14 protein-coding genes and 1 riboswitch are annotated in these 13,941 nt (G+C 70.0%); all 14 genes read left to right on the top strand.

What is annotated here, in order from left to right:
* Positions 1-100 precede the first annotated feature (100 nt).
* On the top strand, positions 101-886 hold the full coding sequence (locus ACFO6Q_RS12010) for a MetQ/NlpA family ABC transporter substrate-binding protein (RefSeq protein WP_380021317.1): 786 nt from the start codon (positions 101-103) through the stop codon (positions 884-886).
* A 354-nt stretch (positions 887-1,240) separates the two neighbouring features.
* Positions 1,241-2,716 carry an anthranilate synthase component I gene (trpE, locus tag ACFO6Q_RS12005; RefSeq protein WP_380021315.1) on the top strand — a complete coding sequence of 492 codons (1,476 nt, stop codon included), beginning with the start codon at positions 1,241-1,243 and terminating at the stop codon, positions 2,714-2,716.
* Between the two features lie 242 nt (positions 2,717-2,958).
* Positions 2,959-3,036: riboswitch (Fluoride riboswitch) on the top strand.
* A gap of 82 nt (positions 3,037-3,118) precedes the next feature.
* Complete coding sequence (gene crcB / locus ACFO6Q_RS12000; protein ID WP_380021313.1) at positions 3,119-3,511, top strand: fluoride efflux transporter CrcB; 393 nt, start codon at positions 3,119-3,121, stop codon at positions 3,509-3,511.
* 14 nt (positions 3,512-3,525) lie between these two features.
* Complete coding sequence (locus ACFO6Q_RS11995; protein WP_380021311.1) at positions 3,526-3,849, top strand: DUF190 domain-containing protein; 324 nt, start codon at positions 3,526-3,528, stop codon at positions 3,847-3,849.
* A gap of 58 nt (positions 3,850-3,907) precedes the next feature.
* Positions 3,908-5,332, top strand: a complete 1,425-nt coding sequence (locus ACFO6Q_RS11990) for an aminotransferase-like domain-containing protein (protein WP_380021309.1) — start codon at positions 3,908-3,910, stop codon at positions 5,330-5,332.
* Between the two features lie 109 nt (positions 5,333-5,441).
* The gene (locus ACFO6Q_RS11985) at positions 5,442-5,654 is read left to right on the top strand and encodes a twin transmembrane helix small protein (RefSeq protein WP_380021307.1); all 213 of its coding nucleotides are present in this window, start codon (positions 5,442-5,444) and stop codon (positions 5,652-5,654) included.
* Positions 5,655-5,682: 28 nt separating this feature from the next.
* Positions 5,683-6,378 carry a c-type cytochrome gene (locus tag ACFO6Q_RS11980; protein ID WP_380021305.1) on the top strand — a complete coding sequence of 232 codons (696 nt, stop codon included), beginning with the start codon at positions 5,683-5,685 and terminating at the stop codon, positions 6,376-6,378.
* The gene (locus tag ACFO6Q_RS11975; protein ID WP_380021303.1) at positions 6,375-7,649 is read left to right on the top strand and encodes a c-type cytochrome; all 1,275 of its coding nucleotides are present in this window, start codon (positions 6,375-6,377) and stop codon (positions 7,647-7,649) included. The genes ACFO6Q_RS11980 and ACFO6Q_RS11975 overlap by 4 nt, the downstream gene beginning before the upstream one ends.
* Before the next feature lie 579 nt (positions 7,650-8,228).
* A complete protein-coding gene (locus ACFO6Q_RS11970) occupies positions 8,229-8,540 on the top strand; it encodes a hypothetical protein (protein ID WP_380021301.1) in 312 nt (103 codons plus the stop codon).
* A gap of 110 nt (positions 8,541-8,650) precedes the next feature.
* A complete protein-coding gene (gene ybaL, locus ACFO6Q_RS11965) occupies positions 8,651-10,360 on the top strand; it encodes a YbaL family putative K(+) efflux transporter (RefSeq protein ID WP_380021299.1) in 1,710 nt (569 codons plus the stop codon).
* A gap of 157 nt (positions 10,361-10,517) precedes the next feature.
* Entirely contained in the window at positions 10,518-11,114 is a 597-nt protein-coding gene (locus tag ACFO6Q_RS11960) for an anthranilate synthase component II (protein WP_380021297.1), read from the top strand.
* 26 nt (positions 11,115-11,140) lie between these two features.
* Entirely contained in the window at positions 11,141-12,034 is an 894-nt protein-coding gene (locus ACFO6Q_RS11955; RefSeq protein WP_380021295.1) for a TolB family protein, read from the top strand.
* Between the two features lie 25 nt (positions 12,035-12,059).
* Positions 12,060-13,133: an anthranilate phosphoribosyltransferase gene (trpD, locus tag ACFO6Q_RS11950; RefSeq protein WP_380021293.1), complete on the top strand. Its 1,074-nt coding sequence runs from the start codon at positions 12,060-12,062 to the stop codon at positions 13,131-13,133.
* Positions 13,130-13,927 (top strand): indole-3-glycerol phosphate synthase TrpC, encoded by a 798-nt coding sequence (gene trpC, locus ACFO6Q_RS11945; protein WP_380021291.1) that lies wholly within the window; start codon positions 13,130-13,132, stop codon positions 13,925-13,927. Before trpD ends, trpC begins: the two co-directional genes overlap by 4 nt.
* The last annotated feature ends 14 nt before the right edge of the window (positions 13,928-13,941 follow it).

Genomic DNA, 13,941 nt, shown 5'->3' with positions numbered 1-13,941 from the left:
ACGGCGTCATGACGTCTGGTTATGAGGTTTCATCCGCGTCGCATGCCGCGGTCACGCCGCGGCGGGCAGAATGGCCGGCCTCACTTTGCGGAATGCCGACATGAAACGCCTGCTCGCTCTCGCCGCCGCCCTCGCGGCGGTCCTCGTCCCGCCGCTCGCATTCGCCGCCGAGACCCTCACCGTCGCCGCCACCGCGGTGCCGCACGCGGAGATCCTGGAAGTCGTCAAGCCGGTGCTGGCGGCCGAAGGCGTCGATCTGAAGGTGCGCGTGTTCACCGACTACGTGCAGCCGAACGTGCAGGTGGTGGAGAAGCGCATCGACGCCAACTATTTCCAGACCCAGCAGTACCTGGACGAATTCAACCGCAACCGCGGCACGCACCTGGTCGCCGTGGAGAACGTGCACGTCGAGCCGCTCGGCCTCTACTCGCGCAAGGTCAAGACGCTGGCCGAACTCGCCGACGGCGCCAAAGTGGCGCTGCCGAACGATCCGAGCAATACCGGCCGCGCGCTGCTGCTGCTGCAGAAGGCCGGCCTGATCACGCTGAAGGATCCGGCCAATCCGGTCTCGACCCTGAAGGACATTGCGACCAATCCGAAGCAGCTGAAATTCCGCGAACTCGAAGCGGCGACGCTGCCGCGCGTGCTCGGCCAGGTCGACGCGGCGGTGATCAACACGAACTACGCGCTCGACGCCAAGCTCGATCCGTCGAAGGACGCGCTGGCGATCGAGGATTCGCACACGCCGTACGTCAACGTGCTGGTCGCGCGCGAGGACAACCAGGATTCGCCCTCGCTGAAGAAGCTCGCCGCGGCGCTGCACGGCGCGGCGGTGAAGGAGTTCATCAAGAACAAGTACCGCGGGGCGGTGGTGCCGGCGTTTTGACGTTTCGATAAGAAAAGCTTCTCTCTGCGAGAAACCGGCTTTGAATTCGTAGCAGGGCGATAGGTACTCGCTCGGCTCGTAGCTGTTACCTCTCCCGCTTGCGGGAGAGGTCGCGCCGAAGGCGCGGGTGAGGTCGAGGCTGCCTCCAGCGGCCGAGGCTGAGGCATGGATGCCGATGGGCGAGCGCACCAAGGACGGTTGCTCGACTGTGCGATGCCTACCTCTGATTGCCCTCACCCCGGCCCTCTCCCGCGAGCGGGAGAGGGGGAACAGCAGGCGCGATCCCAGCATCGAGCGCGCGACCGTTCCTCCCTGCTATCGTCGCCGCCCGTCTTTTTCTTCCGGCATCCCGACGTGATCAGCCAGCACGACTTCGACGCCCTCGCGCGGCAGGGCTACAACCGCATCCCGGTCGCACGCGAGGTGCTGTCCGACCTCGACACGCCGCTGTCGGTGTACCTCAAGCTCGCCGACGGGCCGTACGCCTACCTGTTCGAGTCGGTCGAGGGCGGCGAGAACTGGGGCCGGCATTCGATCATCGGCCTGCCGTGCCGGCGCGTGTACGCGCTGCGCGGACGCACGCTGACGGTCGAGGACCTCGGCGAAGTCGTACAGACGCGCGAGGTCGCCGATCCGCTGGCCGAGATCGAAGCGATCCGCGCCACGTTCAAGGTCGCCCAGCTCGACGGCCTGCCGGCGTTCACCGGCGGCCTGGTCGGGCACTTCGGCTTCGAGACGATCGGCTGGATCGAGCCGCGCCTCGCGCGCGCGGACAAGCCCGACCTGCTCGGCACGCCGGACGCGCTGCTGATGCTCAGCGAGGAAGTCGCCGTATTCGACAACCTCAAGGGCCGGCTGTACCTGATCGTGCACGCCGATCCGTCGCAGCCGCAGGCCTACGCGCGCGCGCGCCGGCGCCTGGACGAACTGGCGTTCCGCCTGCGCCATTCCGGCTCCGGCTATCCCGACGTGCTCGACCCGAAGGCGCTGGCCGAAGGCGATTTCGAATCCAGCTTCACGCGCGAGCAGTACGAGGCGATGGTCGAGAAGGCCAAGGAATACATCCGCGCCGGCGACATCTTCCAGGTGGTGCCGTCGCAGCGGCTGTCGGTGCCGTTCCGCGCGCGGCCGGTCGACGTCTACCGCGCACTGCGCGCGCTCAATCCGTCGCCGTACATGTATTTCCTCGACCTGGGCGGCACGCAGATCGTCGGTTCCTCGCCGGAGATCCTGGTGCGGCTGAAGCAGGGCAAGGTCGTCGTGCGGCCGATCGCCGGCACGCGCCCGCGCGGCGCGACGCCGGAGGAAGACCTCGCGCTCGAGCGCGAGCTGCTCGCCGACGCGAAGGAGCGCGCCGAGCATCTGATGCTGATCGACCTCGGCCGCAACGACGTCGGCCGCGTCAGCAAGACCGGCACGGTCGCGCTGACCGAGAGCTTCGTCATCGAGCGCTATTCGCACGTGATGCACATCGTCAGCCAGGTTGAGGGCGAGCTGCGCGAGGGGCTGTCGTACATGGACGTGCTGAAGGCGACCTTCCCGGCCGGCACCGTCAGCGGCGCGCCGAAGATCCGCGCCATCGAGATCATCCAGGAACTCGAGCCGCACAAGCGCAACATCTACGCCGGCGCGATCGGCTACGTCGGCTGGAACGGCGACGCCGACACCGCCATCGCGATCCGCACCGCGGTGATCCAGGACGGCCGCCTCTACGTGCAGGCCGGCGGCGGCGTGGTGTTCGACTCCGACCCGACCAAGGAATGGGAGGAGACGATGAACAAGGGCAGGGCGCTGTTCCGCGCGGTGGCGCAGGCCGCAGGCGGACTGTGAGCGGCGCGCACGTCGGCGCCGGCACGCGGGGCGCGGTCGGCCAAGCTCGTGAGAAAAAAGCGGTTTTCTCGCGAAGACGCAGAGGGCGCAGAGAAAAGCGGAATGCGTCCAAGCGGTTTCTTTCTTTTCAGCTTTCTCTGCGTCCTCTGCATCTGTGCGAGAGAATTTCTTGAAGCTTCAGCGGAGAGCCTGTCCGGCGCCAGGTGCGCCACCTTGCGACCGGACGATCGGCTGCTAGACTCCCCGCCCAAGGAGATGGCATACCTCCGGCCCGCTTCGTGCGGGCGAACCGCCTGACGGCTGATGATGCCTGCCGGCCCGGAACGGGCGCGTGCAGGTATCGCCGTGTTTCTCCCGCGACGCTTCCTTCCCGCGCTCCCCGAACTTCAGGAGTGCAGGAACGTGAATGGTGTGTCAGCCCTGGTCATCTTCATCGGCGCCGGCGTGGGCGCCCTGCTGCGCTGGGTCCTCAGCCTCGCGCTCAATCCCGTCTTTCCCACCGTGCCGCTCGGCACGCTGGCCGCCAACGTCGTCGGCGGTTTCCTCATGGGCGTGGCGATGGGCGTCTTCGCGGCGGCGGAGACCTTGCCTCCGGCGGTCCGCCTCGCCGCCACGACCGGCTTCCTCGGCGGGCTGACGACGTTCTCCACCTTCTCCGCCGAAACCGTCACCCTGCTGCTGCGCAAGGAACTGGCCTGGTCGTGCGCCCTCGTCGGCGCGCACGTGGGCGGCTCCCTGCTGGCCACGCTCTGCGGCATCGGCGTGACGCGTCTGATCCTCCAATCCAGCCACTGAACCGGGAGGTTGCCGTGAACGGCGTTCATTTGCGTTTCTATACCGTCGAAAGTCGTCGCATCCATCACCAGCCGGCGTACGACTGGCTGCTCGGGCAGGCGAAGGAGATGGGTATTCCCGGCGGCTCCGCGTTCCGCGCGATGGCCGGCTACGGGCGCCACGGCCGCATGCACGAGGCGCACTTCTTCGAGCTGGCCGAGGAGCCGGTGCTGGTCGAGTTCGTGCTCAGCGAGCAGCAGGCCGACGAGTTCCTGGCCTTGCTGGAAAAGGAGCGCGTGCAGCTGTTCCACGCCCGGCTGCCGGCCAGCTTCGGCTGGGTCGGCGGCGCGCAAACCTAGCCGGCGTCTGCGGCGGGCGGGCTTGATCCGCGCCGTCCAACTGCGTCACGCTTTTGCCTTGCGCGCACCGACCCGCCCTCCGAAACGCTACGAAGCCCTCGCCGACGAGATCGCCGCCTCGATCCGCGCCGGCACGCTGCGGCCCGGCGACCGGTTGCCGTCGGTGCGGCAGGCGGCGGCGAGCTGGCAGGTCAACGCCTCGACGGTGTTCCAGGCCTACTACCGTCTCGAGGCGCGCGGGCTGGTGCGCGCGCAGGCGAGGTCGGGCTACTACGTCGCCGCCGCGGCGGCGCTGGCCGAGCCGGAGGACACCTCCGAGCCGGATACCGATTCGATCGCCGTCGACGTCGGCGAGCGCGTGTTCGCGATCCTCAAGGCGACGATGCGGCGCGACGTGGTGCCGCTTGGCTCGGCGTTCCCCAGTCCGCTGCTGTTTCCGCTGGCGCGGCTGGCCAAGACGATGGCGGCGACCGTGCAGAAGCTCGATCCGCGCGCCAGCGTCGATCACCTGCACCAGGGCAGCGCGGCGCTGCGGCGGCAGATCGCGCTGCGCTACCTGATCGACGGCCTGCACGTCGACGCCGACGACTTGGTGGTGACCAACGGCGCGATGGAGGCGTTGCACCTGTGCCTGGCGGCGGTGACGCGGCCGGGCGATTCGGTGGTGGTGGAATCGCCGACGTTCTACGCCGCGCTGCAGGCGCTGGAGCAGCGTGGCCTGCGCGCGATCGAGGTGGCCACGCATCCGCGCGAGGGCATCGAGCTGGCCGCGCTGGCCGAGGTGCTCGAGCGGCAGCGGCCGTCGGCGTGCTGGCTGATGACCAATTTCCAGAATCCGCTCGGCAGCCTGATGCCAGAGGCGAAGAAGCGCGAGCTGGTCGCCCTGCTGGCGCGCCACGGCACCCCGCTGATCGAGGACGACGTCTACGGCGAGCTCTATTTCGGCGCGCGCCGGCCGGCGCCGGCGAAGGCCTACGATCGCGACGGGCTGGTCATGCACTGCTCCTCGTTCTCCAAGTGCCTGGCGCCGGGCTACCGCATCGGCTGGGTCGCGCCGGGGCGCCACCTGCAGACCGTGGCGCGGCTGAAGCTGTCGACCACGCTGACCGCCTCGACCCCTGCCGAGGCGGCCATCGCGGCCTACCTGCAGCAGGGCGGCTACGACCGCCACCTGCGCAAGCTGCGGCAGAGCCTGGCCGCGCAGCAGGACGCCATGCTCGCCGCGATCGCGCGCCACTTCCCGCCGGCGACGCGGGCCACGCGCCCGGACGGCGGCTACTTCCTGTGGCTGGAGCTGCCGCCGGGCGTCGAGGCGATGGATCTGCACCGGCGCGCCGCGGCGCAGGCGATCAGTGTCGCGCCGGGGCCGATCTTCTCCTCGCGCGCGCGCTTCGAGCGCGGCCTGCGCCTGAACTACGGCCACCCCTGGGACGAGGCGATGGAGGCCGCCGTGGCGGCGCTGGGGCGGCTGGCGAGCGGCTGAGTGCGACAATTCGCGCGGCCTGATCTGGTCGTTTCGGCGCCAACTGATCGGTCCGCCGGGCCGATGCGGCCCTATCTTTGGCATCGTCCAACAAAACGGGTGCACGCCAATGATGGCCGGCAAGATCCTGATCGTCGTCTCGCTCGCGGCGATTCTCTACAACCTCGGAGCGGGCCTGTACTACATGATGGTCGACAGCGGCTCGACCGGACGCACCGTCAATGCGCTGACCTGGCGCATCGGACTGTCGGTCGGCCTGATCCTGCTCGTGATCTTCGGCATCGCAATGGGCTGGATCCAGCCGCACGGCATCGCTCCCTGATCTTCACCGGGTGTCCTTCGGAAAACGCATGCAACGACTGCTGGCCCTCGTCCTGCTCGTCTGCGCGACCGTCGCGTCGGCCGCCGACGGCGTCGGCGAACGCCTGGCCGCGTGCGCGGCCTGCCACGGCAAGAACGGCGAAGGCGTGCAGGGCGCCGAATACTATCCGCACCTCGCCGGCAAGCCGGCCGGCTATCTGTTCGAGCAGCTGAAGGGCTTCCGCGACGGCCGCCGCGTCAACGCGCAGATGAGCTGGCTGGTGCAGTTTGCCGACGACGCCTGGCTGCGCGAGATCGCCGCCTACTACGCGCAGATGCCGCCGCGCTCGCATGCCGCCGACACCGGCGCGGAGCAGCTCACGCCGGAACGCCGCGCGCGCGCCGAGCGTCTCGTGCGCGAGGGCGATCCCGCGCGCAACGTGCCGGCGTGCAGCGCCTGCCACGGCGCGCAGCTGACCGGGCTCGAACCGGGCATCCCGGCCACGGTCGGCCTGCCGGTGGACTACATCGTCGCGCAGTTCGGCCACTGGCGTGACGGCGTGCGCCGCGCGGCGGAACCCGACTGCATGCGCGAGGTCGCGCGCGCGATCGCTCCGGAAGACATCCGCGCGATCGCGGTCTATCTGTCGCAGCAGCCGAACGTGGAAGGCGCGCGCCCGGCGCCCGCGGGCAGCTTCCAGCCGCCGGCCTCATGCGGCGCGCTGAAGGCGGAGGACGCGCGATGAGGCTGCGCCGCGTCCTCGCCGTCGTCGCGCTCGTGCTGCTGCCGTTTGTGCTCGCCGCCGCGGCGATCCTCGGCGTGCTGTTCGCACGCCAGGGCGGCTTCGAGCCGTATCGCGTGCCGCACGGCGCCGGTCGCACCGTTCCTTCCGATGCGGCGACCCTGGCGCGCGGCGAATACCTCGCCCGCCTGGGCAACTGCACGGCCTGTCACACCGTGCGCGGCGGCGCGCCGCTGGCCGGCGGCCGTGCGTTCGCGACCGGCATCGGCACGATCTACAGCACCAACCTGACGCCCGATCCGCAGCACGGCATCGGCGACTGGTCCGCCGAGGAGTTCGCCCACGTGATGCGCCACGGCGTCTCGCGCCGCGGCGTGCTCTACCCGGTGTTTCCGTACGCGCATTTCGCCAACGTCGCCGACCAGGACCTCGACGCCCTCTACGCCTGGCTGCGCGCGCAGCCGGCCAGCGACTTCGTGCCGCCGCCGAACCGGATGGAACCGCCGGCAGATTCGCGCCTGGCCCTGATCGGCTGGCGCATGCTGTACTTCCGCCCCGACGAAGCCGCCGCAAAGCCCGACGACCGCGGCCGCTACCTCGTCGACGGCCTCGGCCACTGTGCGATGTGCCACAGCACGCGCGGCGAGCGCGGTTCGCTGCCGCCGGAAGGCTACATGGCCGGCGGCAGCATTCCCGGCATCGGCTGGTACGCACCGCCGCTGGACTCCGTCCAGCTGCAGCGCTACTCGGACGAACAGCTCGCCGACTACCTGCGCAACGGCAGCTCCGAGCACGGCAGCGCCTACGGCCCGATGGCGGAAGTGGTGTATTCGAGCCTGCGCTGGCTGACGCCGGACGACGCGCTGGCGATGGCGCGCCATCTCAAGCGCAGCGCACCGCGCCTCGCGCGCGCCGAGGTTCCCGTTGCCCAGGCCGCCGCCGAGGGCAAGGGCGCGGACGTCTATGCGCGCGCCTGCGCCGACTGCCACGGCAAGAACGGCGAGGGCGAGCCGGGGGCCTATCCCGCGTTGCGCGATGCCGTTGCGGTCACCGCGCCCGATCCGATCAATGCGGTGCGCATGGTGCTCTACGGCGGCATGCCGGTGACCACCGCCGGCAATCCGCAGCCGCATTCGATGCCGCCGTTCGTGCAGCAGCTCGATTCGGGCGAGATCGCCGCGGTCGTCAATCACATCCGCCGCAGCTGGGGCGGTCGCGACTCGCGCCTGACCGCCGAGGACGTCGACGCGATGCACGGCATCGTCATCGACTGAAGGGATTCTTTCCCTTCTCCCTCGGGAGAAGGTGGTGCGAAGCGCCGGATGAGGGAGGTGTGGGATGCCGTCTCGATGCTTCCCTCACCCGAAACGCTGCGCGTTTCGTGCCTCTCCCGCGAGCGGGAGAGGCGAAAGTGTGATCTCTTCTCCCTCGGGAGAAGCGAGCGTGCGGCAGCGGCTTTCCCTTCTCCCCTCGGGAGAAGGTGGCGCGAAGCGCCGGATGAGGGAGGTGTGGGACGTCGTCTCGATGCCTCCCTCACCCGAAACGCTGCGCATTTCGTGCCTCTCCCGCGAGCGGGAGAGGCGAAAGTGTGATCTCTTCTCCTTCGGGAGAAGCGAACGTGCGGCAGCGGCTTTCCCTTCTCCCCTCGGGAGAAGGTGGCGCGAAGCGCCGGATGAGGGAGGTGTGGGACGTCGTCTCGATGCCTCCCTCACCCGAAACGCTGCGCGTTTCGTGCCTCTCCCGCGAGCGGGAGAGGCGAGGGCGCGACAACCGGCTTTCCCTTCTCCTTCGGGAGCAGCGAACGACGAGCCCGCTCCGTTGCATCGAGGCGACTTCCATTTCGGACGATCCCCATGAACGCGTTCTTCGAGACCGGCCTTTCCTTCATCCTGTTCCTGCCGACGTTCGCCATCGTCGGCGCGCTGTACTGTGCCTATCCGCGCACGCCGCGCGGTGCGCTGCGCTGGCTGGCGGATCTGGCCGTGCTCGCCGTCGCCGCGGCACTGAGCATCCTGGCGATGCGCCACGGCTTCCACGCCAGCGCGGCGAGCGGCGGCACGCTGTGGAAGCAGGTGGTGGCGACGCTGCTCGCCTACGGCGCCTTCCTCGGCGTGCTCTGCGTCGCGCTGCCGCTGCGCTCGCTCTGGTTCCGCCGCGTGCGCTGAGAGCGCCACGCGCCGCGCTCCCTCCGCGGCGCGGGTTTTTCCTGTCGCTTCGATGTGTTAAACATCGGGTCCATCGCACTGCGATGGTCGTCTTGGTCGCAGGAACCCGCGTGCCTCACCACACTCCGCTCATCGCGACGCTCGTCTCCGCGTTCGTGCTCGCCTTCGTCGCCGGCATGCTGGCGCAGCGCCTGCGCCTGTCGCCGATCGTCGGCTATCTGCTCGCGGGCGTGGTGATCGGGCCGTTCACGCCCGGCATCGTCGCCGACCAGGCGATCGCACCGGAGCTGTCCGAGCTCGGCGTGATCTTGCTGATGTTCGGCGTCGGTCTGCATTTCTCGCTCGGCGACCTGCTCGAGGTGAAGGCGATCGCGATTCCCGGCGCGATCGCGCAGATCGCGTTCGCGACCGGGCTCGGCCTGCTGCTCGCCTGGGGGCTGGACTGGTCGTTCGGCGCGGGCCTGGTGTTCGGGCTGGCGCTGTCGGTCGCCAGCACCGTCGTGCTGCTGCGCGCGCTGGAGGAACGGCGCCTGCTGGAAACCAGCCGCGGCCGCATCGCGGTCGGCTGGCTGATCGTCGAGGATCTGGCGATGGTGCTGGCCCTGGTGCTGCTGCCGGCGCTGTCGGGCCTGCTCGGCGGCCGCGTCGAGGGCGGCGGCGGCAATCTGTTCGCGACGCTCGGCCTCACGCTCGGCAAGGTCACCGCGTTCGTCGCGATCATGCTGATCGTCGGCCGGCGCGTGATTCCGTGGCTGCTCGAACGCACCGCCGGCGTCGGCTCGCGGGAACTGTTCACGCTGGCCGTGCTGGCGATCGCGCTCGGCGTCGCCTACGCCTCGGCCGTGCTGTTCGGCGTCTCGTTCGCGCTCGGCGCGTTCTTCGCCGGCATGGTGCTGAACGAATCCAAGCTCAGCCATCAGGCGGCGAACGATTCGCTGCCGTTCCGCGACGCGTTCGCGGTGCTGTTCTTCGTCTCGGTCGGCATGCTGTTCGATCCGGCGATCCTGCTGCGCGAACCGCTGCCGGTGCTCGGCGTGTTCCTGATTATCACGGTCGGCAAGTCGCTCGCCGCGCTCGTCATCGTGCGCGCATTCGGCCGTCCGCTCGAAGTCGGCGTGACGATCGCGGTCAGCCTCGCGCAGATCGGCGAGTTCTCCTTCATCCTCGCCGGGCTCGGCGTCGACCTCGGCCTGCTGCCGAAGGACGGCCGCGACCTGATCCTGGCCGGCTCGATCCTGTCGATCTGCGCCAACCCGCTGCTGTTCGTCGCGCTCGACCGCTGGCAGGCCAAGCGCGAAGCGGAGGCCGCGGCGAACGCGCCGGAGCCGGACGAGCCGATCGGGCCGCCGGTGCCGGAGGCCGGACACATCGTGCTGGTCGGCTTCGGCCGCGTCGGCGCCCTCGTCGGCCGCGACCTGCAGGCGAGCGGTCATACGCTGGCCCTGATCGAGACCAATCGCGACCACCTCGAGCAGGCGCGCGCGCTCGGCATCGCCGGCGTCCCCGGCAACGCGGCAGCCGAGGAGACGCTGGTTGCGGTCAACGCGGCGACCGCGACCGCGCTGCTGATCGCGATTCCCAACACGCTCGAGGCCGGCCAGATCATCCGCCACGCGCGCGCGCAGAATCCGTCGATCGCCGTGCTCGCGCGCGCGCATTCCGACGACGAGGTGGCCTACCTGCTCGGCTGCGGCGCCGACGCGGCGATCATGGGCGAGCGCGAGATCGCGCGCAGCATGTGCGAATCGGTGGGCGGACTCGAGCGCTATTTCGCGCGCCGGCGGGATCCGGATTTCGCCGGGCCCGCCTCGGCGGCGTGAGCGCCGGCCCGGCGCGGACGCGTCGGGCGGATCGCGTCGCGCCGGCTCATGCCGGCCGGTTCGTTGGAAAATGCCCGCAAGTCCGTATCATCCGCCTCGCGCAGGGCAGGCACGTGGATGGTGTCGCCCATTCGTCCTCACGCGGAGAGCCTGGCTCGTGCTCCTGATGATCGACAACTACGACAGCTTCACCTGGAACCTCGTGCAGTACTTCGGCGAGCTGGGTGAGGACGTGCAGGTGATCCGCAACGACGCGATGACGCTCGAGGCGGTGCGCAGGCTCGGTGCGCAGGCGATCGTGATCTCGCCCGGGCCGGGCACGCCGGACGAAGCCGGCGTCTCGCTGGAGGTCATCGAACGGCTCGGCGGCGGCGTGCCGGTGCTCGGCGTGTGCCTGGGGCACCAGGCGATCGGTCAGGTGTTCGGCGGCAAGGTCGTGCGTGCGCGCGAGATCATGCACGGCAAGACTTCGCCGATTCATCACGACGGCCGCGGCGTGTTCCGCGGCCTGCCCAATCCGTTCGAGGCGACGCGCTACCACTCGCTGGTGGTCGAGAAGTCGTCCGTGCCGGACTGCCTGGAAGTGTCGGCCTGGACACTCGCGGCCGACGGCTCGATCGACGAGATCATGGGGTTGCGGCACCGGACGTTGCCGATCGAGGGCGTGCAGTTCCACCCGGAATCGATCCTGACCCAGCACGGCCACGCGATGCTGCGCAATTTCCTCGAACAGGGCTTGCCGAAGGCGGCGTGAGCCGCGGCCGCAGGAGGAGGCATCGCATGAACCGCCGAATGCTTTTCCTGCCGCCGATCGCCGTCCTCGCCGCCTGCGCGGCGTCGCCGCCGCGCGATTCCGGCTTCGAGCTGGTCGGCGAATCCGCGCTGTTCCTGCCCGGCGTGGTGTCGTCGCCGTATTCGGAAATCCGCCCCGCGCCGAGCCCGGACGGTCGCACCATCCTCTGGGGCAGCACCAATCGGCCCGGCGGCGCCGGCGGCTGGGACATCTGGATGAGCCGCCGCGACGGCGAACGCTGGAGCGAGCCGGTCGCGGCCGCCTTCGACACGCCGTCGAACGAATTCGATCCGGCGTTCTCGCCCGACGGGCGCACGGTCTACTTCTTCTCGAACCGGCCCGGCGGCTACGGCGGCGACGACCTGTGGCAGGTCGCGTTCGACCCCGCCAGCGCGGCCTTCGGCACGCCGGTCAATCTCGGCGCGGCGGTGAATTCGGCCGGCGACGAATGGGCGCCGGCGCCGTCGCCGGACGGCCGCACGCTGCTGTTTGCGACGAACGGGCGCGGCGGCGCGAGCCGCCACGACCTGTTCGTCAGCGCCTGGCGGGACGGCGCGTGGCAGACGGCCGTGCCCGTGGCCGGCGAGGTCAACGGCGCCGGCGACGATTTCGACGCGGCCTGGCTCGACGGCGGCCGCGTACTGGTGTTCGCCCGCTCCGACGACGTCGATCATGCGCCGATCGCGCTCTGGTCGGCCGTGCGCGAAGGCGACCGCTACGTGCGCGCGACGCGCCTGGACGCGCGGGTCAACGTCGACGGCGGCTGGATCCTCGGCCCGGCGGCCGATCCCTCGCGCCCGGGCGTCCTGCTGTTCTCCGGCGAGCGCCCCGGCGGACCGGGGCGCGCCGACATCCATCTCATCCACTACCGCACGCGCTAGACGCGCCGCGGCTGCGAGTCCACCCATGCCCATCACCCCGCAGGAAGCGCTGCAGCGCACGATCGAACACCGCGAGATCTTCCACGACGAAATGGTCGATCTGATGCGCCAGATCATGCGCGGCGAAGTGTCGCCGACCCTGACCGCGGCGATCCTGACCGGCCTGCGCGTGAAGAAGGAAACCATCGGCGAGATCACCGGCGCCGCGCGCGTGATGCGCGAACTGGCCGAGAAGGTGCCGTGGCCGGAGGCGGACGCTGATGCTTCGGCGAAGACGCACCTGGTGGACATCGTCGGCACCGGCGGCGACGGCGCGCACAGCTTCAACATCTCGACCGCGTCGACCTTCGTCGTCGCCGCGGCCGGCGCGCGCGTGGCCAAGCACGGCAACCGCAGCGTGTCGTCCAAGTCCGGCAGCGCCGACGTTCTGGAAGCGCTCGGCGTGGCGATCTCGCTGGCGCCGGGCGACGTCGCGCGCTGCCTGGAGGAGACCGGCATCGGCTTCATGTTCGCGCCGAACCACCATCCGGCGATGAAGGTGGTCGCGCCGGTGCGGCGCGAGCTGGGCGTGCGCACGATCTTCAACATCCTCGGGCCGTTGACTAATCCCGCCGACGCGCCGAACGTGCTGATGGGCGTGTTCCATCCCGATCTGGTCGGCATCCAGGTGCGCGCGTTGCAGCGGCTCGGCGCGCGGCACGCGCTGGTCGTGTGGGGGCGCGACGGCATGGACGAGATTTCGCTCGGCGCGGCGACGATGGTCGGCGAGCTGCGCGACGGCGAGGTGCGCGAGTACGAGATCGAGCCGGAGGATTTCGGCCTGGTGATGGCCTCGAGCCGCAATCTGCGCGTGGCCGACGTCGCCGAGTCGAAGGCGCTGCTGATCGAGGCGCTGGGCAACACGCCCGGCGTTGCGCGCGACATCGTCTTGTTGAACTCCGGCGCGGCGCTGTACGCGGCCGATGTGGCAGCATCGATCGGCGAGGGCATCGCCCTGGCGCGCGAGGCGATTGCCGGCGGCGCGGCGATCGCGAAAATGGAAGAATTCGTCGAAGTGACGCAGCGGCTTGCGCGGGCAAGCGAAGGTGGAACGCAATGAGCGACATCTTGAAACGCATCCTCGCGCGCAAGGTCGAGGAAATCGCCGAGCGTGCAGCGCGCGTGCCGCTGCACGAGCTGTCCGCTCGCGTCGCCGATCTCGCGCCGACGCGCGGCTTCGTCGCCGCGCTGGAAGCGAAGATCGACGAGGGCGAGCCGGCGGTGATCGCCGAGATCAAGAAGGCCAGTCCTTCCAAGGGCGTGATCCGCGCGGACTTCGATCCGGCCGCGATTGCCGGAAGCTATGCCGCCGCCGGCGCGGCCTGCCTGTCGGTACTGACCGACAAGGATTTCTTCCAGGGCAGCGAGGCTTATCTCGAGCAGGCGCGCACGGCCTGCGACCTGCCGGTGCTGCGCAAGGACTTCACCATCGACCCGTACCAGGTGTACGAGGCGCGTGCGATCGGCGCGGACTGCATCCTGCTGATCGTCGCCGCGCTCGGCGATCCGGCCCTGCTCGAGCTGGCGCTGCTGGCGGCCGAGCTGGACCTCGACGTGCTGGTCGAAGTGCACGACGAGATCGAGCTGGAGCGCGCGCTCGGCATTCCGGCGCCGCTGATCGGCGTCAACAACCGCAACCTGCGCACGTTCGAGACCTCGCTCGACACCACGCTGACCCTGCGCGACCGGGTCGACGCCGGCCGGCTGCTGGTCACCGAAAGCGGCATCCACACGCGCGCCGACGTGGAGAAGATGCAGGCCGCCGGCATCGACGCGTTCCTGGTCGGCGAGGCGTTCATGCGCGCGCCCGATCCCGGCGCGGAGCTCGCGCGCCTGTTCCGCGAGGAAGGCTGAGCGCGGCGCGCGTT

The sequence above is a fragment of the Dokdonella ginsengisoli genome (genome assembly GCF_042652785.1).
GTDB lineage: Bacteria > Pseudomonadota > Gammaproteobacteria > Xanthomonadales > Rhodanobacteraceae > Dokdonella_A > Dokdonella_A ginsengisoli.
This window is presented reverse-complemented; position numbering and strand designations above follow the sequence as displayed.

Excerpts from the sequence above, each read along its gene's own strand:
- ACFO6Q_RS12010 (WP_380021317.1), top strand. The coding sequence starts at position 101 with ATGAAACGCCTGCTCGCTCTCGCCGCCGCCCTCGCGGCGGTCCTCGTC.
- ACFO6Q_RS11985 (WP_380021307.1), top strand. The coding sequence starts at position 5,442 with ATGATGGCCGGCAAGATCCTGATCGTCGTCTCGCTCGCGGCGATTCTC.
- ACFO6Q_RS11980 (WP_380021305.1), top strand. The coding sequence starts at position 5,683 with ATGCAACGACTGCTGGCCCTCGTCCTGCTCGTCTGCGCGACCGTCGCG.
- ACFO6Q_RS11975 (WP_380021303.1), top strand. The coding sequence starts at position 6,375 with ATGAGGCTGCGCCGCGTCCTCGCCGTCGTCGCGCTCGTGCTGCTGCCG.
- ACFO6Q_RS11970 (WP_380021301.1), top strand. The coding sequence starts at position 8,229 with ATGAACGCGTTCTTCGAGACCGGCCTTTCCTTCATCCTGTTCCTGCCG.
- ACFO6Q_RS11955 (WP_380021295.1), top strand. The coding sequence starts at position 11,141 with ATGAACCGCCGAATGCTTTTCCTGCCGCCGATCGCCGTCCTCGCCGCC.
- trpD (WP_380021293.1), top strand. The coding sequence starts at position 12,060 with ATGCCCATCACCCCGCAGGAAGCGCTGCAGCGCACGATCGAACACCGC.
- trpC (WP_380021291.1), top strand. The coding sequence starts at position 13,130 with ATGAGCGACATCTTGAAACGCATCCTCGCGCGCAAGGTCGAGGAAATC.